Annotated in this window: 11 protein-coding genes, 2 tRNA genes and 3 rRNA genes; 2 read left to right on the forward strand and 14 right to left on the reverse strand. The window is 49.5% G+C overall.

The features are described 5' to 3' along the window. Positions 1 to 97: 97 nt before the first annotated feature. Both A4G20_09890 and gabD read left to right on the forward strand, forming a co-directional pair. Positions 98 to 2,677, forward strand: coding sequence for an ATP-dependent chaperone ClpB (locus A4G20_09890; GenBank protein QIW16620.1), 2,580 nt, complete (start codon positions 98 to 100; stop codon positions 2,675 to 2,677). Positions 2,678 to 2,805: 128 nt separating this feature from the next. Next, positions 2,806 to 4,251, forward strand: coding sequence for a succinate-semialdehyde dehydrogenase (NADP(+)) (gabD, locus tag A4G20_09895; protein QIW16621.1), 1,446 nt, complete (start codon positions 2,806 to 2,808; stop codon positions 4,249 to 4,251). Between the two features lie 192 nt (positions 4,252 to 4,443). Here the strand turns inward: gabD and rrf are convergent. The 14 genes from rrf to A4G20_09965 all read right to left on the reverse strand — a co-directional run bounded on the left by rrf (position 4,444) and on the right by A4G20_09965 (position 18,401). After that, positions 4,444 to 4,559: ribosomal RNA gene (gene rrf / locus A4G20_09900) — 5S ribosomal RNA — on the reverse strand. 111 nt (positions 4,560 to 4,670) lie between these two features. After that, positions 4,671 to 7,588: ribosomal RNA gene (locus A4G20_09905) — 23S ribosomal RNA — on the reverse strand. Between the two features lie 327 nt (positions 7,589 to 7,915). Continuing rightward, positions 7,916 to 7,991: transfer RNA gene (locus A4G20_09910), tRNA-Ala, on the reverse strand. 64 nt (positions 7,992 to 8,055) lie between these two features. Further along, positions 8,056 to 8,132 (reverse strand) — tRNA-Ile (locus tag A4G20_09915). A gap of 66 nt (positions 8,133 to 8,198) precedes the next feature. Beyond that, a 16S ribosomal RNA gene (locus A4G20_09920) occupies positions 8,199 to 9,743 on the reverse strand. Together the 16S, 23S and 5S rRNA genes with 2 tRNA genes alongside form the textbook arrangement of a ribosomal RNA operon. A gap of 363 nt (positions 9,744 to 10,106) precedes the next feature. After that, entirely contained in the window at positions 10,107 to 11,642 is a 1,536-nt protein-coding gene (locus tag A4G20_09925) for a 2,4-diaminobutyrate decarboxylase (protein QIW16622.1), read from the reverse strand. Between the two features lie 99 nt (positions 11,643 to 11,741). Then, positions 11,742 to 13,106, reverse strand: a complete 1,365-nt coding sequence (locus tag A4G20_09930; protein QIW16623.1) for a diaminobutyrate--2-oxoglutarate transaminase — start codon at positions 13,104 to 13,106, stop codon at positions 11,742 to 11,744. Further along, positions 13,107 to 13,325, reverse strand: coding sequence for a hypothetical protein (locus A4G20_09935; protein ID QIW16624.1), 219 nt, complete (start codon positions 13,323 to 13,325; stop codon positions 13,107 to 13,109). A gap of 236 nt (positions 13,326 to 13,561) precedes the next feature. Continuing rightward, positions 13,562 to 14,905, reverse strand: coding sequence for an acetyl-CoA carboxylase biotin carboxylase subunit (locus tag A4G20_09940; protein QIW16896.1), 1,344 nt, complete (start codon positions 14,903 to 14,905; stop codon positions 13,562 to 13,564). 20 nt (positions 14,906 to 14,925) lie between these two features. Next, complete coding sequence (locus tag A4G20_09945) at positions 14,926 to 15,393, reverse strand: acetyl-CoA carboxylase, biotin carboxyl carrier protein (protein QIW16625.1); 468 nt, start codon at positions 15,391 to 15,393, stop codon at positions 14,926 to 14,928. Between the two features lie 193 nt (positions 15,394 to 15,586). Continuing rightward, positions 15,587 to 15,712 carry a 50S ribosomal protein L36 gene (locus tag A4G20_09950; protein QIW16626.1) on the reverse strand — a complete coding sequence of 42 codons (126 nt, stop codon included), beginning with the start codon at positions 15,710 to 15,712 and terminating at the stop codon, positions 15,587 to 15,589. An 8-nt stretch (positions 15,713 to 15,720) separates the two neighbouring features. Further along, a complete protein-coding gene (locus A4G20_09955; protein ID QIW16627.1) occupies positions 15,721 to 15,984 on the reverse strand; it encodes a 50S ribosomal protein L31 in 264 nt (87 codons plus the stop codon). Between the two features lie 265 nt (positions 15,985 to 16,249). Next, positions 16,250 to 17,341 (reverse strand): UDP-N-acetylglucosamine 2-epimerase, encoded by a 1,092-nt coding sequence (locus A4G20_09960; GenBank protein QIW16628.1) that lies wholly within the window; start codon positions 17,339 to 17,341, stop codon positions 16,250 to 16,252. After that, positions 17,328 to 18,401: an undecaprenyl-phosphate alpha-N-acetylglucosaminyl 1-phosphate transferase gene (locus tag A4G20_09965; GenBank protein ID QIW16629.1), complete on the reverse strand. Its 1,074-nt coding sequence runs from the start codon at positions 18,399 to 18,401 to the stop codon at positions 17,328 to 17,330. The genes A4G20_09960 and A4G20_09965 overlap by 14 nt, the downstream gene beginning before the upstream one ends. Positions 18,402 to 18,617 lie beyond the last annotated feature (216 nt).

Consider the following 18,617-nt stretch of genomic DNA (forward strand, 5'->3'; position numbering starts at 1 on the left):
TTTCTTCACATTTCCCTTGAAAAGGGCTTGACAAACCCCATTTAAGGTTTCGTTGATGAGGGGATTGTCCCCAACATCGAAGAATTAAGGAAAGATCATGAACATTGATAAATTTACCAGCAAATTTCAAGAAGCCATTGCCGAGGCCCAATCTTTGGCGGTTGGCAAGGATCATAACTATATCGAACCCGCTCATTTACTTTTAGCCCTGCTTAAGCAAGAAGGAGGTTCGGTTGCTCCGCTCTTTACGGCCTTAAAGGTCAATACGAGCCACTTAAAAAGTGAATTGGAAGCCCTTTTAAACCGCCTGCCGCAAGTACAAGGGGGAGTCAATACCCAACCTAGCCAGCAGCTCTTCCGCCTGCTCAACCAGTGCGATAAGTTGGCACAAGAAAAGGGCGACAGCTTTATTTCGTCTGAACTCTTTGTGCTGGCCGCCCTTGAGGACACAGGCGATTTAGGCCGCTTACTTAAAAAATTAGGCTTGAACAAGGCGAATGTAGATCAGGCCATCAACCAAATTCGTGGAGGGGAAAAAGTGAATAATCAAAATGCCGAAGAAACCAGACAAGCACTTAGCAAATATACCATCGACCTAACCGAACGCGCCCGTGCGGGCAAGCTGGATCCTGTGATTGGCCGAGATGAAGAAATCCGCCGAGCCATTCAGGTGCTGCAACGCCGCACTAAAAACAACCCTGTGTTGATTGGGGAACCAGGCGTGGGTAAAACCGCCATTGTTGAAGGCCTAGCCCAGCGGATTGTGAACGGCGAAGTGCCAGAAGGCTTGAAGAACAAGCGGGTTCTCTCTCTGGATATGGGCGCCCTCATTGCAGGGGCCAAATATCGGGGCGAGTTTGAAGAACGCCTTAAAGCCGTGCTTAACGAGCTGGCCAAGGAAGAGGGGCAGGTTATCCTCTTTATTGATGAAATCCATACCATGGTTGGAGCCGGCAAAACAGACGGAGCAATGGATGCGGGCAACTTGCTCAAGCCAAGCCTAGCCCGTGGTGAGTTACACTGTGTGGGGGCGACAACCCTAGACGAATACCGCCAATATATCGAAAAGGATGCCGCTCTTGAACGCCGTTTCCAAAAGGTTTTGGTGGATGAACCGACTGTGGAAGACACCATTGCCATCTTGCGTGGCCTGAAAGAACGCTATGAGATCCACCACCACGTGCAGATCACAGATCCAGCCATTGTGGCAGCGGCAACCCTATCCCACCGCTATATTAGCGACCGCCAGTTGCCAGACAAGGCCATCGATCTGATTGATGAAGCGGCTTCCAGCCTACGGATGGAAATTGATTCCAAACCTGAACCGCTTGATAAGCTGGAACGTCGCATTATCCAGCTCAAGCTGGAACGCCAGGCTCTACAAAAAGAAGAGGACGAGGCCAGCCGCCAGCGACTTGCAAAATTAGACGAGGAAATGACCGCTAAGGAGCGGGAATATGCTGAGCTAGAAGAGGTCTGGAAGGCAGAAAAATCTGCCCTACTTGGCACGCAACATATCAAGACCGAGCTGGAAAATGCCCGCATTGCCATGGAACAGGCTCGGCGGGAAAGCAATTACGAGAAGATGTCGGAATTGCAATATGGCGTGATTCCAAGCCTAGAAAAACAGCTCAAAGAAGCTCAGGAGCGTGAGGAACAGGGCAGCGAAAACCACCTACTCCGCACCAAGGTAACAGATGAAGAGATTGCTGAAGTCCTGTCCAAGGCCACGGGGATCCCTGTGTCTAAGATGATGGAGGGCGAAAAAGAGAAGTTACTGCGTATGGAAGAGGCCTTGCACAAACGAGTGATCGGCCAAAATGAAGCTGTCGATGCCGTGGCCAATGCCATTCGCCGCAGCCGTGCGGGGCTGTCAGACCCCAATAAGCCGATTGGATCCTTCCTCTTCCTCGGCCCAACAGGGGTGGGTAAAACCGAGCTTTGCAAGACCTTGGCCAACTTCCTCTTTGATGATGAAGATGCGATGGTGCGGATCGATATGTCAGAGTTTATGGAAAAACACAGCGTTTCTCGCCTAGTAGGTGCGCCTCCGGGCTATGTGGGCTATGAAGAAGGCGGTTACTTAACCGAAGCCGTCCGACGCCGCCCTTATTCCGTAGTGCTTTTGGACGAGGTGGAAAAGGCTCACCCAGATGTCTTTAACATCCTGCTCCAGGTGCTAGACGATGGCCGTTTAACTGATGGCCAGGGCAGAACCGTGGACTTCCGCAATACCGTGGTGATTATGACCTCCAACCTAGGATCGCATTTAATCCAAGAGCACGCCCACCAGGGCTATGAGGCGGTCAAGGCCATGGTGATGGAAATTGTCGGCCAACACTTCCGCCCAGAGTTTATCAACCGGATTGATGAGACTGTGATGTTCCACTCCCTTGGCCAAGAGCATATCCGCTCCATTGCCAAGATCCAGCTCCAACGGCTGATTAACCGTATGGCTAACCGAGGCTACCAAGTGCAGGTATCCGATGCCGCCCTAGATCACATCGGCCAAGCAGGCTTCGACCCACTCTTCGGGGCCAGACCGCTTAAACGGGCTATTCAACAAGAGCTGGAAAACCCATTGGCCCAAGAGATCCTCTCTGGTCGCTTACTACCAAATAAATTGGTGGTGGTTGATTATGTTGATGGGAAGGTTGTGGCTAAGCAAGAGGGCTAGTTAGGGCTGACAAGCGGTCTAAATCCGTAAAAAAGCTGCAAAATAAAATCGCTAGGTTGAAAAATCTAGCGATTTTTTTATTATACTGGCCACCTTATCGGCACAGATCTTCAGAGCCAGGAGCCAAAATGAAACTTAAAAACCCCCATCTTTTCAAACAAGCCTGCTACATCAACGGCCAGTGGGTAACAGCGCAAGGGCAAGCTGGAATTGAGGTGGTTAATCCCGCCACCCAGCAAATCTTAGGCACTATCCCAAATTTAGGGCGAGCAGAAGCCTTACAAGCAGTGGAAGCCGCCAGCCTGGCCTTTTGTGCTTGGAAGAAGAAAACTGCCAAAGAGCGTAGCCAGATCCTGCGCCGTTGGTTTGATTTGATTATGCAGAACCAAGATGACCTGGCCCTGCTCCTTACCCTTGAACAGGGTAAGCCTTTGGCAGAGGCCAAGGGCGAAATTGCCTATGGAGCAGCCTATATTGAGTGGTTTGCCGAGGAGGCCAAGCGGATTTATGGCGATACCATTCCTGCCTCATCCTCCCAGGGGAAAATTATCGTCACGAAAGCACCTATTGGCGTGTGTGCTGCCATTACCCCTTGGAATTTCCCCAACGCCATGATTACCCGTAAGGCTGCCCCCGCCCTGGCCGCAGGCTGTAGCTTTATTATCCGCCCAGCCTCGCAAACGCCTTATTCTGCGCTTGCCCTGGCTGTCTTAGCCGAAGAAGCAGGCATTCCTAAAGGCGTTTTTAACGTGATTACAGGCCATGCTCATGAGATCGGCAAGGTGCTGACCGAAGATGACAGGGTCAAAAAATTTAGTTTTACCGGCTCAACCCAAGTCGGCCGCCAACTTATGGCGCAATCGGCCTCTACTATCAAAAAGGTCTCCCTAGAATTGGGCGGCAATGCACCTTTTATTGTCTGTGACGATGCAGACCTGGATAAGGCAGTAGAAGGTGCCATCGCCTCTAAATTCCGCAATGCGGGCCAAACCTGCGTCTGTGCCAACCGTTTTTATGTACAAGCAGGTGTTTATGAGGCATTTCTTGCAAAATTTAGCCAGGCAGTCAGTAAACTTTCCACTGGCGACGGCACTCAGCCACAAAACCAAATCGGCCCCTTAATTGATGAAAAAGCCGTCCTTAATGTCGAAGCCTTATTAGCAGATGCTCTGGCTCAAGGCGGGAAAGTTATCACAGGTGGAAAACGCCTAGAACAAAGCCTCTTCTTTGAACCCACCATCATCGCCAAGGCAACCCCTGCAATGCGCCTGGCCAAGGAAGAAATTTTCGGCCCACTTGCACCTATTTTCAAATTTGATCACCTTGATGAGGTTATCCAGCAGGCCAACGACACAGAATATGGCCTTGCAGCCTATTTCTATGCCCAAAACATCAGTACTATTATGCAGCTTTCTGATGAATTAGAATACGGCATAATCGGCATCAACACAGGCCTCATTTCCAACGAAGCCGCCCCTTTCGGCGGCCTTAAACAATCAGGCCTGGGCCGTGAGGGATCCAAATACGGAATTGAGGAATATGTTGAGATTAAGTATTTGGCTTTGAGTTATTAAATTTGAGCCATTTATGCAGCGGGTTGAGGCTGATCCGAGTGTAGATGCTGTACGAGTGCAGGAAGGATTGAAAGGATAGGTTCACCAAGCGGTTGGGATTTGTGGTTTTCTTGCAAATCTCAACCGCTTGTCTTAAGTCTAGATAGCAAAAAACCGCTAAAGCTTTCACTCTAGCGGTTCTTCTTAATAAAACCCTGATGGTGTCCTACTCTCACATGGGGAAACCCCACACTACCATCGGCGTGACTGCGTTTCACTTCTGAGTTCGGGATGGGGTCAGGTGGTGCCACAGCACTATGGCCATCAGGAAAATTCTTTTCTCTGTTGTTTTTTGTTTTTGTTCTTTTTTGTAATCAAGCTGAAAACCTAGTAGTCTTTGTTATTCGTTGTTTCTTCGTTTTTGCTTCTTCGTTTCTAAAAACGCTTGAGCGTTGTATAGTTAAGCCTCTCGGGCAATTAGTATCAGTTAGCTCAATGGCTCACACCACTTACACATCTGACCTATCTACGTCGTAGTCTTCAACAACCCTTACTGACTTATAGTCAGGGAGAACTCATCTTAAGGCAAGTTTCGTGCTTAGATGCTTTCAGCACTTATCTCTTCCGCACTTAGCTACTCGGCAATGCGTCTGGCGACACAACCGAAACACCAGCGGTGCGTTCACTCCGGTCCTCTCGTACTAGGAGCAACCCCTCTCAATTCTCCAACGCCCACGGCAGATAGGGACCGAACTGTCTCACGACGTTCTAAACCCAGCTCGCGTACCACTTTAAATGGCGAACAGCCATACCCTTGGGACCTACTTCAGCCCCAGGATGTGATGAGCCGACATCGAGGTGCCAAACACCGCCGTCGATATGAACTCTTGGGCGGTATCAGCCTGTTATCCCCGGAGTACCTTTTATCCGTTGAGCGATGGCCCTTCCATTCAGAACCACCGGATCACTATGACCTGCTTTCGCACCTGCTCGACTTGTCTGTCTCGCAGTTAAGCTTGCTTATACCATTGCACTAACCTGACGATGTCCGACCGTCATTAGCAAACCTTCGTGCTCCTCCGTTACTCTTTGGGAGGAGACCGCCCCAGTCAAACTACCCACCAGACACTGTCCGAGTACGTGTTTCCATACTTCGTTAGAACATCAAACGTTAAAGGGTGGTATTTCAAGGACGCCTCCACAATGACTAGCGTCACTGCTTCTAAGGCTCCCACCTATCCTACACATCAAAATTCAATGTTCAGTGTCAAGCTATAGTAAAGGTTCACGGGGTCTTTCCGTCTAGCCGCGGGTACACCGCATCTTCACGGCGATTTCAATTTCACTGAGTCTCGGGTGGAGACAGCCTGGCCATCATTATGCCATTCGTGCAGGTCGGAACTTACCCGACAAGGAATTTCGCTACCTTAGGACCGTTATAGTTACGGCCGCCGTTTACTGGGGCTTCGATCAGGAGCTTCTCTTTAAAAGATAACACCATCAATTAACCTTCCAGCACCGGGCAGGCATCACACCCTATACGTCCACTTTCGTGTTTGCAGAGTGCTGTGTTTTTAATAAACAGTTGCAGCCAGCTGGTATCTTCGACCGGTTCAACCTTCATCCGCGAGGGACTACAATCTACGCCGGCGCACCTTCTCCCGAAGTTACGGTGCTATTTTGCCTAGTTCCTTCACCCGAGTTCTCTCAAGCGCCTGAGTATTCTCTACCTGACCACCTGTGTCGGTTTTCAGTACGGTTTAGATAAACCTGAAGCTTAGTGGCTTTTCCTGGAAGCGTGGTATCAGTTACTTCAGTGCCGTAGCACCTCGTCATCAGTTCTCGGTGTTAAGAGAGTCCGGATTTGCCTAAACTCTCCACCTACCGCCTTAAACAGACATCCAACAGTCTGCTAACCTAACCTTCTCCGTCCCCACATCGCAGTTTATCCAAGTACGGGAATATTAACCCGTTTCCCATCGACTACGCTTTTCAGCCTCGCCTTAGGGGCCGACTCACCCTGCCCCGATTAACGTTGGACAGGAACCCTTGGTCTTCCGGCGAACGAGTTTTTCACTCGTTTTATCGTTACTTATGTCAGCATTCGCACTCGTGATACGTCCAGCAAGCCTCTCGACTCACCTTCATCCGCTTACACGACGCTCCCCTACCCAACAATGTTTCCATTGATGCCGCAGCTTCGGTGCTATATTTGAGCCCCGTTACATCTTCCGCGCAGGCCGACTCGACTAGTGAGCTATTACGCTTTCTTTAAATGGTGGCTGCTTCTAAGCCAACATCCTAGCTGTCTAAGCCTTCCCACTTCGTTTCCCACTTAATATAGACTTGGGGACCTTAGCTGGCGGTCTGGGTTGTTTCCCTCTTCACGATGGACGTTAGCACCCACCGTGTGTCTCCTGAGTATCACTCTTCGGTATTCGCAGTTTGCATCGGGTTGGTAATCCGGGATGGACCCCTAGCCGAAACAGTGCTCTACCCCCGAAGGTGTCCGCTCAAGGCTCTACCTAAATAGATTTCGGGGAGAACCAGCTATCTCCCGGTTTGATTGGCCTTTCACCCCCAGCCACAAGTCATCCGCTAATTTTTCAACATTAGTCGGTTCGGTCCTCCAGTTAGTGTTACCCAACCTTCAACCTGCCCATGGCTAGATCACCGGGTTTCGGGTCTATACCTTGCAACTAGACGCCCAGTTAAGACTCGGTTTCCCTACGGCTCCCCTATTCGGTTAACCTCGCTACAAAATATAAGTCGCTGACCCATTATACAAAAGGTACGCAGTCACCTTGCGGCTCCCACTGCTTGTACGTACACGGTTTCAGGTTCTATTTCACTCCCCTCGCTGGGGTTCTTTTCGCCTTTCCTTCACAGTACTGGTTCACTATCGGTCAATCAGGAGTATTTAGCCTTGGAGGATGGTCCCCCCATCTTCAGACAGGATATCACGTGTCCCGCCCTACTTGTCGTAAGCTTAGTTCCACAATAAGGCTTTCAAGTACGGGGCTATCACCCGCTATGGCCCAGCTTCCCAGCTGATTCCTCTAACCTCACTGCTATAACTTACTGGCTCTTCCACTTTCGCTCGCCGCTACTCACGGAATCTCGGTTGATTTCTTTTCCTCGGGGTACTTAGATGTTTCAGTTCTCCCGGTTTGCCTCTATTGCCTATGTATTCAGCAATAGATAGTAGGTTCTTCACCTACTGGGTTTCCCCATTCGGATATCTTGGATTAAACGCTTCTTATCAACTCATCCAAGCTTTTCGCAGATTAGCACGTCCTTCTTCGCCTCTGATTGCCAAGGCATCCACCGTGTACGCTTAGTCACTTAACTATACAACCTCAAACGCTCTTCTAAGTTCGCTTCGTTTTATCTTAGCTTCACTTTTTCAAACACTTAGGTCTAATTAACAACTAGACTTGAACGCTTTTGTTCGTTCAAGATTTTTACTACTCAGACTTTTTCTTATCCTTTTGATATGTTGATTTCTCTTCATATCGGACTTGAAAGTCTCTTCAGTTTTTCAGCTTGTTTACAAATTTTTAAAGAACAATCAGACAAGGTCTTTCGACCATCATCATTTTTCAATGTTTTAGCTTACATCATTTGGCGCTTGCAAAAATTTCGCATTTTTACTCCGCTTGTAAAACATTCAAAAATGATGACTTGGTGGAGATAAGCGGGATCGAACCGCTGACCTCCTGCGTGCAAGGCAGGCGCTCTCCCAGCTGAGCTATATCCCCAAACATCTTTCCTTCCGGTTTTTCACTCTTCACACTCGCTTTGTTTTACTTCGCTTGGCTTGAGTGGTGGGTCTGAGTGGACTTGAACCACCGACCTCACCCTTATCAGGGGTGCGCTCTAACCACCTGAGCTACAGACCCAAAAGGATGCTTTGTCTTTCCTTCTATCAAACAATCTGTGTGAACACTTGCAGTCGTTCTTGTTTCGGTAAGGAGGTGATCCAACCGCAGGTTCCCCTACGGTTACCTTGTTACGACTTCACCCCAGTCATGAATCATACCGTGGTAAACGCCCTCCCGAAGGTTAAGCTATCTACTTCTGGTACAACCCACTCCCATGGTGTGACGGGCGGTGTGTACAAGGCCCGGGAACGTATTCACCGCAACATTCTGATTTGCGATTACTAGCGATTCCGACTTCATGGAGTCGAGTTGCAGACTCCAATCCGGACTTAGATGCACTTTCTGAGATTCGCTCAACGTCGCCGTCTCGCAGCCCTCTGTATGCACCATTGTAGCACGTGTGTAGCCCTACTCGTAAGGGCCATGATGACTTGACGTCATCCCCACCTTCCTCCAGTTTATCACTGGCAGTCTCCTTTGAGTTCCCATCTTTACATGCTGGCAACAAAGGATAAGGGTTGCGCTCGTTGCGGGACTTAACCCAACATTTCACAACACGAGCTGACGACAGCCATGCAGCACCTGTCTCATAGCTCCCGAAGGCACAGACTCATCTCTGAGTCCTTCTATGGATGTCAAGAGTAGGTAAGGTTCTTCGCGTTGCATCGAATTAAACCACATGCTCCACCGCTTGTGCGGGCCCCCGTCAATTCATTTGAGTTTTAACCTTGCGGCCGTACTCCCCAGGCGGTCGATTTATCACGTTAGCTTCGGGCACCAGAGTCAAACCCCAATCCCCAAATCGACAGCGTTTACAGCGTGGACTACCAGGGTATCTAATCCTGTTTGCTCCCCACGCTTTCGCATCTCAGCGTCAGTATTGTCCCAAGGGGCTGCCTTCGCCTTCGGTATTCCTCCACATCTCTACGCATTTCACCGCTACACGTGGAATTCTACCCCTCCCTAACATACTCTAGCTACCCAGTATGAAATGCAATTCCCAGGTTAAGCCCGGGGCTTTCACATCTCACTTAAGTAACCGCCTACATGCCCTTTACGCCCAGTTATTCCGATTAACGCTCGCACCCTCCGTATTACCGCGGCTGCTGGCACGGAGTTAGCCGGTGCTTCTTCTGTGACTAACGTCAATCGATTAGTCTATTAAACTAACCGCCTTCCTCATCACCGAAAGAACTTTACAACCCGAAGGCCTTCTTCATTCACGCGGCATGGCTGCATCAGGCTTCCGCCCATTGTGCAATATTCCCCACTGCTGCCTCCCGTAGGAGTCTGGACCGTGTCTCAGTTCCAGTGTGGCTGGTCATCCTCTCAGACCAGCTAGAGATCGTCGGCTTGGTAGGCCTTTACCCCACCAACTACCTAATCCCACTTGGGCTCATCTTATGGCATGTGGCCCGAAGGTCCCACACTTTACTCCTAAGAGACTACGCGGTATTAGCGACAGTTTCCCGTCGTTATCCCCCTCCATAAGCCAGATTCCCAAGCATTACTCACCCGTCCGCCACTCGTCAGCAAAGAAGCAAGCTTCTTCCTGCTACCGTTCGACTTGCATGTGTTAAGCCTGCCGCCAGCGTTCAATCTGAGCCATGATCAAACTCTTCAATTCAAAAAGTTTAATCGCTCAATAAACTGCTTAACTAAAGTTTACATATAAATATCAATCCAAAAGAACCAATATCTAATAATGAATTTCTAGTTTAAGCACCTATTAAGACTTTAATCAAAATTAAAAATATTTTAACAAGTCAATCAACAAGTGCCCACACAGATTGTCTGATATCTTTTTAAAGAGCAAAAAAGAACGACGCACTTGCAGAAAACTGATTTGCAACTGTGCGTCGTTGCGATGGGGCGTATTATAGAGATTTTACAAATCCTTGCAAGCGGTTTTTGCAAAAAATTTCAATTTTTTTACCGCTTGCAGATTAAATACTCAAAACTCTTAAAAACCCAACAAACCTCATCTATATTTTAGGCAATCGGCGGCACATAAGTGCCATTAGCGATGGAATCCTTAATCCGCTCGGCCTCTGCTTGAACCTGGGCCAGTAGGGCTTTCACGTTTTCAAGGGTGGCAATCGGGCTTAAGGTGGTCATCTTAAGGGATTGCTTATCACCAACCTTGGTCACACCAATGTTGGCCTCACCACGGGCGAAGAGTTCGTCTGCCACATTTTGGTTGAGGGCGTCGATAAACTCGGCTGGGTAGCCTGCTGGCACAACCCGGAAGAGGACGGAGGCGAACTGGCTTGGCACTAGCATTTCTAGGCCCTCTGCCTGGTTGATGTAGGCTTCTACTTCCTTGGTTAATTTGACTCCGTGGTCGATCATTGAAGCGTAGAGATCTTCGCCTAGGGCTTCCACCGTAAACCAGAGTTTGAGGGCATCAAAACGGCGGGTGGTTTGGAGCGACTTGGCCACCAGGTTCGGCACGCCGTATTCTTCGTCATATTCCGAGTTGAGATAGTCAGCCTTGTAGTCGATAAAGCGGTAGTTGGCTTCATCTTTGAGCAAGAAGGCCCCGCAGGAAATGGTTTGGAAGAAGTGCTTGTGGAAGTCCAGCGTGATGGAGTCGGTCAGCTCAATCCCATCTAGGAAGTAGCGGAAGTCTTTAGATAAGAGTAAAGCGCCACCCCAGGCCGCATCCACGTGCAACCAGACCTGGTGCTGGTCGGCTAGTTTGCGGATAGCCTTGAGATCGTCAATGGCACCCGCATCAGTTGTGCCTGCGGTAGCCACGATACAGGCCGCAATCTTGCCCTCGGCCTTGAGCTGGTTGAGGGTTTGCTCTAGGGCAACTAGATCCATTTGGGCATTGGCGTTAGATGGTACGGTAACGACAGACTGGAAGCCCATCCCCATCATGGCCATATTTTTTTGTACGGAGAAGTGGGCATTTTCAGAGCAGATCACCTTCACTTTTTTAAGGGCATCAGCCGGGATACCATCACGCTGTACCGACCATTCAGAGCCGTCCTCATTCTGCCAGTTTTTGGCAATGGCCCAGTCACGGGCAAGGAGTACGCCCATTAGGTTGGATTGGGTACCGCCTGAAGTGAATACGCCTGACGTGCCCTGACCATAGCCTACCTTCTGGCGGAGCCAGTCGATCAGGTGTTCTTCCATAATGGAACCGGCTGGGCTTTGATCCCAGGAATCCATCGATTGGTTGGTGGCGTTAATCAGCACCTCGGCAATTTGGCTGGCGACCATTGTCGGGCAATGGAGGTGAGCCAGTGAGTGTGGGTGATGAACCTTAAGGCTAGGCTTGAGGAAGATTTCAACCAAATGCGACAGGGACTGCTCCAGGCCCACGCCTTCCTTGCTTGGCTTAAAGCCGTCAATCAGGTCCCGCATTTGTTTGATGGAGCCACCAGTGTACATTTTGTCGTTTTTGAGCCAGGCAGATACTGCTTGCACCGCCTGGTTCATGGCCTTTTCGTAGTCGGCAATGGATTGTGGATCGCTACAGAAAAGGGATTGTTTGTGTTGGATTAGGTTTGACATAATTTTCTACATAAATTGATAAGCAAAAGGTGCGTTTACACGCACCCTACAAGCGGTCAAAATTTGCAAATTTTTTGCAAAAACAGACCGCTTTCTTGATTAGCCACGCACCGCTTTCAAGGCCTCAGCCACAGCCGCTTCAAAGCGTTGGATAAAGGCTTCACATTCAGCCTGGTTGATATTGACCGCACAGAGCACACGCACTACGTTACCGCCACGGCCGCCACGCTCAAGCAGGAGTTTGTGCTTAAAGCAGGCCTTTTGAATGGCTGCGGCTAGGTCGCCGTCTTTTGGATAGGCTCCTGTTGCGTCTTTTGGTTGGCGTTCATCCACAATATCAATGCCCATCATGAGCCCACGGCCACGCACATTGCCGATACAAGGATAGGTCTTGGCCAGCTCATTAAGGGCTTGAGTGAGGTAAGCACCACGCTCTTGGGCGTTTTGAGCCAGGTTCTCTTCACGCATAATCTTAAGAGAAGCATAGCCTGTGGCCATGGCCAACTGGTTACCACGGAAGGTACCTGTGTGGCCAGCCGGCTGCCAGGCGTCAAATTCTTTCTTAATCGCTAACACGGCTAACGGCAAGGAACCACCTACAGCCTTAGAAAGCACCACGATATCCGGCTCAATGCCAGCGTGTTCAAAGGCAAACATCTTACCTGAACGGCAGAAGCCGGCCTGAACTTCATCGACAATCATTAAAATGCCGTGTTTTTGGGTCACTTCACGCACTTTTTGTAGGAAGCTGACCGGGGCTGGCACCACACCGCCCTCGCCTTGGATGGCTTCTAAGATCACGGCCGCAGGCTTGACTACGCCACTTTCAACATCTTCGATAAAGTTTTCAAAATAGTGTTCAACCGCCTTGGCACCAGCTTCGCCACCAATCCCAAATGGGCAGCGGTACTCGTGCGGGTATGGCATAAATTGCACGCCTGGCATGAGGTTTTGTACGGCATTTTTAGCACCTAGGTTGCCAGTCAGCGACAAGGCCCCGTGGGTCATACCGTGGAAGCCGCCAGAAAAAGCGATCACATTGCCACGGCCGGTATAGGTCTTGGCCAACTTAATGGCAGCTTCATTGGCATCTGCACCTGAAGGGCCGGTAAATTGGAGGAGGTATTTATCCTTAGGGAAGAAGGACAGGAGTTCTTCGGTAAAGGCGTCCTTCAAAGGCGTGGTTAAATCTAGGGTGTGCAGTGGCAGACCGCTGTCTAACACGTCCTTGATAGATTGGATCAGCACTGGGTGATTGTGGCCCAGTGCCAGGGTTCCTGCGCCTGCTAGGAAGTCAAGATACTCATTGCCTTCAACATCGGTTACCCAGCAGCCTTGGGCCTTGGCATAGGCAAAAGGCAACTTGCGTGGGTAGCTACGCACGTTGGATTCCATTGCATCTTGACGATCTAAAAAGTGTTTGTTGGAAGCAAGCAGGGCTTGAACAGGAGTGGTAATTGTCATTTAAAATAAACCTTCTAAAAAGAGGTGAAAAAAATAAGTCGGGTGCCTTGCGGGAAGCCTAAGCTTTCTGTTTCTAAAAAACAGATGCCATGGGGCATTTGACTCGCTACTTATTAAAAAAAGCGTTTCAGCTTTTTTATTCTCAGGACGAGAAATGAGGTTTTGAGCGAACTCAAAAAACGGGGGGATTTTACCGATTTTCTCTAAAAAAGAAAGCATTTATTGGCTTCCAAAAGAAAAAATGCGACATTACCGAGAAGTAATGTCGCCATGACGATATTCGAGGAATCATTTTCTTATTGTTTGCAAGGATAATACGACAGCTGCCAAGAAAAAGCGAAATAATCTTTCATTTTTATTTCAAAAATTGGAGCAAGATCACACTTTTGCAAAAAATGGGCTGGATTTGGCCGCTTGTAAGAGCAAAAAACCCAACTTTCGTTGGGTTTTGCTGATTATTTCAAGCCTAACTTGTGCTCTAAATAGTGGATATTGGTGCCACCTTGCTGGAAGTTTTCGTCTTCCAAGATTTGGTGGTGAAGTGGGATATTGGTCTTGATGCCGTCCACGATGGTTTCGGACAGGGCATTCTGCATACGGCGAATGGCGATGTCCCGATCTTCTGCGAAGGTAATGAGTTTACCAATCATGGAATCGTAGTGCGGAGGCACGGCATAACCAGCATAAATGTGGGAATCCCAACGCACGCCTAGGCCACCTGGCACGTGTAAACGGCTGATCTTACCTGGCGATGGCAGGAAGGTGACTGGATCTTCGGCATTGATCCGGCACTCAATAGCATGGCCCTTGACCTTGATGTCCTCTTGAGTAAAAGAGAGTGGCAGGCCGGCAGCCACACGCAACTGTTCTTTTACCAAGTCCACGCCCGTGATCATCTCAGTAACCGGATGTTCCACCTGCAAACGGGTGTTCATTTCGATAAAGTAGAACTCGCCATTTTCATAGAGGAACTCAAAGGTACCTGCTCCCCGGTAGCCGATTTCTACACAGGCCTTGGCACAGCGTTCGCCGATAAATTGGCGTAACTCTGGGGTAATGCCTGGGGCTGGGGCCTCTTCCACCACCTTTTGGTGGCGACGTTGCATGGAGCAATCCCGTTCAGCCAGATAAACCGCATTGCCGTGGGTGTCAGCAATAACCTGAATTTCGATATGGCGTGGGTTTTCCAGGTATTTTTCCATATAAACCATATCGTTATTAAAGGCTGCCTTGGCCTCGGCCTTGGTCATGGCGATGGATTCTTCCAGATCTTTTTCCTGGTGAACCACTCGCATACCGCGACCACCACCGCCACCTGAAGCCTTGATGATAACAGGATAGCCAATCTTCTTAGCGATTTCCTTGTTCTTGGCCACATCATTCCCGATTGGGCCACCTGAACCTGGCACACAAGGCACGCCAGCCTTTTTCATGGCATTGATGGCTGATACCTTGTCACCCATCAAGCGAATGACATCGGCGGTTGGGCCGATAAAGATAATGCCCGAAGCCTCAACCTGTTCGGCAAAGTTGGCATTTTCAGACAAGAAGCCATAGCCTGGGTGGATGGCATCTGCCCCCGTCACTTCAGCCGCCGCGATAATGGCTGGAATGTTGAGGTAGCTCTTGGTGGAAGGAGGCGGGCCGATACAGATGGTTTCGTCCGCCAAGAGAACGTGTTTGAGTTCACGGTCGGCCGTGGAGTGAACCGCCACCGTTTTAATGCCTAGCTCCTTACAGGCACGCAAGACCCGCAGGGCAATTTCCCCCCGGTTTGCGATGACAACTTTTTCTAAAATAGACATAGGCCTTCCTATTCTTATTCAATGATGATGAGTTTTTGGTCAAATTCAACCGCTTCGCCATCGTTAACTAAGATGGCCTTAACCACGCCCGCCTTGTCAGATTCAATACGGTTCATCATTTTCATGGCTTCAACGATGCAAAGGGCATCGCCCACATTCACGCTTTGACCCACTTCAACGAATGGTTTAGCTTCTGGGCTTGGGCTGCGGTAGAATGTACCTACCATTGGAGAAAGCACAGCATGGCCGCTCACTTCAGCTGCTGGAGCTGGGGCAGACGCAGCGGCTGGCGCTGGCGCACTGACAGCTGGGGCAGCTGGTGCCACGGCTTGAGGGGCGGCCACATATTGGACTTGTGGGGCAGCACTTACAGGGGCGGCACGGCTAATACGTACTGTACCCTCTTCTTCAGACACCTCTAACTCAGTAATGCCTGATTCTTCAACAAGTTCGATAAGTTTTTTAATTTTGCGAATATCCATAGTGAGATTCCGTTTTGAAAGTGAATTAAGATGGGATTAAACGTGCAAAGATTACCTGAATTTGAGGCATTTTGCGATGAAAATCTCTCAAAATTGACGAAAATGTCACATTTTCAGCCACTCATCGTAGCAGTTTCAACTTGCCAAAAAGAAAAAAGCAGCTTTGAAAGCTGCTTTTTTAGACAAAAATTTCCTACCCCTGTCTAGCCTTAAAGCGGGGATTGGACTTACAAATCACATAAAGTTTGCCCTTACGACGCACAATTTTGCAGTCTGGGTGGCGGGTTTTCGCACTTTTTAAAGAATTAAGTACCTGCATGATTGCTCCTATTTTTTAGTAGTAATGGCCATTTTGAACTTATCTGCAAAGCGGCTGGCACGGCCTTCGCTGTTGGCTTCACGACGTTTACCAGTGTAAACTGGGTGGGAGGCTGAGGAAGTATCTAGGGTATAAAGTGGGTATTCCTTGCCGTCTGTCCAGACCATGGTTTTGCTGGTTTGGGCGCAAGAACGGATAACCCAGCCCTGCTGGACGCTGCTGTCATAAAATAATACTTCACGATAATTGTCAGGATGAATGCCTTTTTTCATTGAGATTTGTCTCCGATATAAAACCATAATTAAAATATGGGATAATTCTACCTCAATTTCCAATAATAGCAATAAAAATTTTATGGCTTTAGGCTGATTTGCAAAAAATCATAAAAAAAGACCCGCTTGTTGTGAACTAAGCGGGTTTTTAGGAGCTTTTTGAGTGATAGTTGATACAGTGTTAGCCCCCCTCCGCCTTCGGCACCTCCCTCCGCTTGCGGGGGGAGCTGCCCGAAGGGCTGAGGGGGGAATAAACAGCTCCTAGTCAGTATTGAAAATAACCCTCCAAAACCCCCACAATCCGCTCACTGGCCCTGCCATCGCCATACAGATCTTGCACCTGGGCCAGTTCTTCATAAGCAGCCTTATCTCCTAACAAGCGGTTAATTTGGCTGACAATTTTGCAAGAATCCGTACCCACCAAAACCACATTGGGGTTTTCTGTCCGTTCTGTCTGCTCCCGCATCAGTAAAACAGGCTTACCTAGGGCGGCAGCTTCCTCTTGAATGCCGCCCGAGTCGGTTAAGATGGCCCAAGCCTCCTGCATGAGGGCTAGAAAGGTGGCATAATCTTGAGGCGGTAGGAGCTGGACTTGGCTTAAGCCACCCAGCATTTGTTGAACAGGTGCCTGCACCTTGGGGTTGAGGTGTAGGGGGAAGATAATCTCCAGATCAGGCTGGGTTTGTACCAGTTCTCGCAAGGCTTGACAGAGGTTATCTATCCCCTGCCCCAGGTTTTCTCGGCGATGAACCGTTACCAAGAGTTTTTTGCTGCCTGCAAGCGGTGGATTTTGGGGCTTTTTCTGCAAAATAGTTTGCAGGGCATCAATGACCGTATTGCCGGTCACAAAAACCTGTTCTGGAGAAATGCCCGCTCGCAAAAGATGGGTTCTAGCCTGATCTGTTGGGGCCAAATGCAGGTGAGCCAACTGACTGATTAAGCGGCGGTTGGCTTCTTCTGGAAAGGGGGAATAAAGATTTGAAGTCCGCAGGCCTGCCTCAATATGGGCCAAGGGAATTTTCTGATAAAAAGCGGCCAGACTGGTGGCCAGAGCCGTGGTGGTGTCGCCATGCACCAAGACGAAATCAGGCTGGAAGGCTTTTAAGATAGGCGTTAGGCCTTGCAGAATATGGGCGGTCAGGTCGCTTAAGTCCTGCTCGGCCTGCATAAGGTTGAGGTCAAAATCTGGCTCAATCTCAAACAACTCCAGCACCCCATCTAGCATTTGGCGGTGCTGGCCCGTCACACAGACCTTGGCCTCAAACTGGCGACTTGAAGCCAGTTGTTTGACCAAAACAGCCATCTTAATGGCCTCGGGCCGGGTGCCGAAGACAGATAAAATTTTAGGCCTGCTCATAGGCTTTGGGCTTGAGCTTGCGGCGGCGAATGCGGCGAACCAAGCGGGTAATCCGCCAGGCGTGAGTGATGGAATAGGCATAGGCCAAGAAGAGCAAGATAAAGCCTGCAAACATGGCCCATTGGTTCCAATAGTTGATCTCACCCATGACCCCAATGGCAGCACAGGAGGCTGCTCCTAGGGTAATGACCGCCAGGGCCTGACGGTGGCTAAGGCCTGCCCGCACCATAAGATGGTGGAGGTGCAAGCGGTCTGGCCGGAAGGGGCTCTTGCCCTTTTTAAGACGGCGAATAATCACGGCTGCCATATCAATCAAGGGCACCGCAATCAGCCACAGGCCTGTTACCGGGCTAATGGCATAACCCTTACCTTGTGTGCTTAGGAGCAAGATCCAAATCATGGTAAAACCAATCAGGGTACTGCCAGAATCGCCCATAAAGACCTTCCATTTAAGGCCAAAAACACTGAGGTTAAAGAGGGCGTAGGGCAGGAGAATCACAATAAAGGCAAAGCACCAATAGGCCAAATGATATTGTTCATCAGCCCACATGAGAATGCCGATCCCGGCAAAACTAACACTAGATAGGCCCGCCAAGAGGCCATCAATCCCATCAATCATATTAAAGGCGTTAATTATGCCGATGGTGATAAAGACGGTCAGCACCACGCCCAAGGCCCCTAGTTCCAGACTAAAGGGGGCAATAAGCTGACCCAGGCTTTCAAGGGAAAGCCCACTGTAGATCATGGCCCCAGCCAAGGCCGCCTGAATGCCTGCCCGCAGAAAGGGGCTGATATCAAAGCGATCATCCAGCACGCCAATTACTAGCAGCACAGTAGTAGAAATCAGGTAGAGATGGGGCAGCCGCATTTGCTCCCATTCCATTAGGCAAAAGGTAACCGTGCCCAGAAAGAGGGCAATCCCACCGATAAGGGGAATCACGCCCTGATGGCGTTTGCGGTAGTTGGGCTTATCAACCAGCCCAATCTTCTCCGCCACCGGCCGCATTATGATGAGGCTGGTCAAGGAAACGATAAAAACAGTGAGAAATGTAAGCCACATAAATGGTTTACCTCGTGTGGGTGATTTGATTAGGGAAAATGGGTAAAGGATAGCATATCGGTAAAAATGCTCAATTTTTTTTGGTGGATTGGTGTAGAATACCCTGTTTATTTTCGCCTTTCAGGCGACCCGACCTACTTTCTTTGCTTCGCCAAAGAAAGTAGGCAAAGAAAGGCGACCCCAAGCGTTTCTTTTCCCTCCGCTTGTTGCTAACTT

It is taken from the genome of Pasteurellaceae bacterium RH1A (assembly GCA_012221805.1).
Lineage (GTDB): Bacteria > Pseudomonadota > Gammaproteobacteria > Enterobacterales > Pasteurellaceae > RH1A.

What these genes read in the sequence shown, in the direction of transcription:
- A4G20_09960 (QIW16628.1), bottom strand. Translation starts at nt 17,341, where the DNA reads ATGAGCAGGCCTAAAATTTTATCTGTCTTCGGCACCCGGCCCGAGGCC.
- A4G20_09935 (QIW16624.1), bottom strand. Translation starts at nt 13,325, where the DNA reads ATGCTTTCTTTTTTAGAGAAAATCGGTAAAATCCCCCCGTTTTTTGAG.
- gabD (QIW16621.1), top strand. Translation starts at nt 2,806, where the DNA reads ATGAAACTTAAAAACCCCCATCTTTTCAAACAAGCCTGCTACATCAAC.
- A4G20_09925 (QIW16622.1), bottom strand. Translation starts at nt 11,642, where the DNA reads ATGTCAAACCTAATCCAACACAAACAATCCCTTTTCTGTAGCGATCCA.
- A4G20_09890 (QIW16620.1), top strand. Translation starts at nt 98, where the DNA reads ATGAACATTGATAAATTTACCAGCAAATTTCAAGAAGCCATTGCCGAG.
- A4G20_09945 (QIW16625.1), bottom strand. Translation starts at nt 15,393, where the DNA reads ATGGATATTCGCAAAATTAAAAAACTTATCGAACTTGTTGAAGAATCA.
- A4G20_09930 (QIW16623.1), bottom strand. Translation starts at nt 13,106, where the DNA reads ATGACAATTACCACTCCTGTTCAAGCCCTGCTTGCTTCCAACAAACAC.
- A4G20_09965 (QIW16629.1), bottom strand. Translation starts at nt 18,401, where the DNA reads ATGTGGCTTACATTTCTCACTGTTTTTATCGTTTCCTTGACCAGCCTC.
- A4G20_09950 (QIW16626.1), bottom strand. Translation starts at nt 15,712, where the DNA reads ATGCAGGTACTTAATTCTTTAAAAAGTGCGAAAACCCGCCACCCAGAC.
- A4G20_09955 (QIW16627.1), bottom strand. Translation starts at nt 15,984, where the DNA reads ATGAAAAAAGGCATTCATCCTGACAATTATCGTGAAGTATTATTTTAT.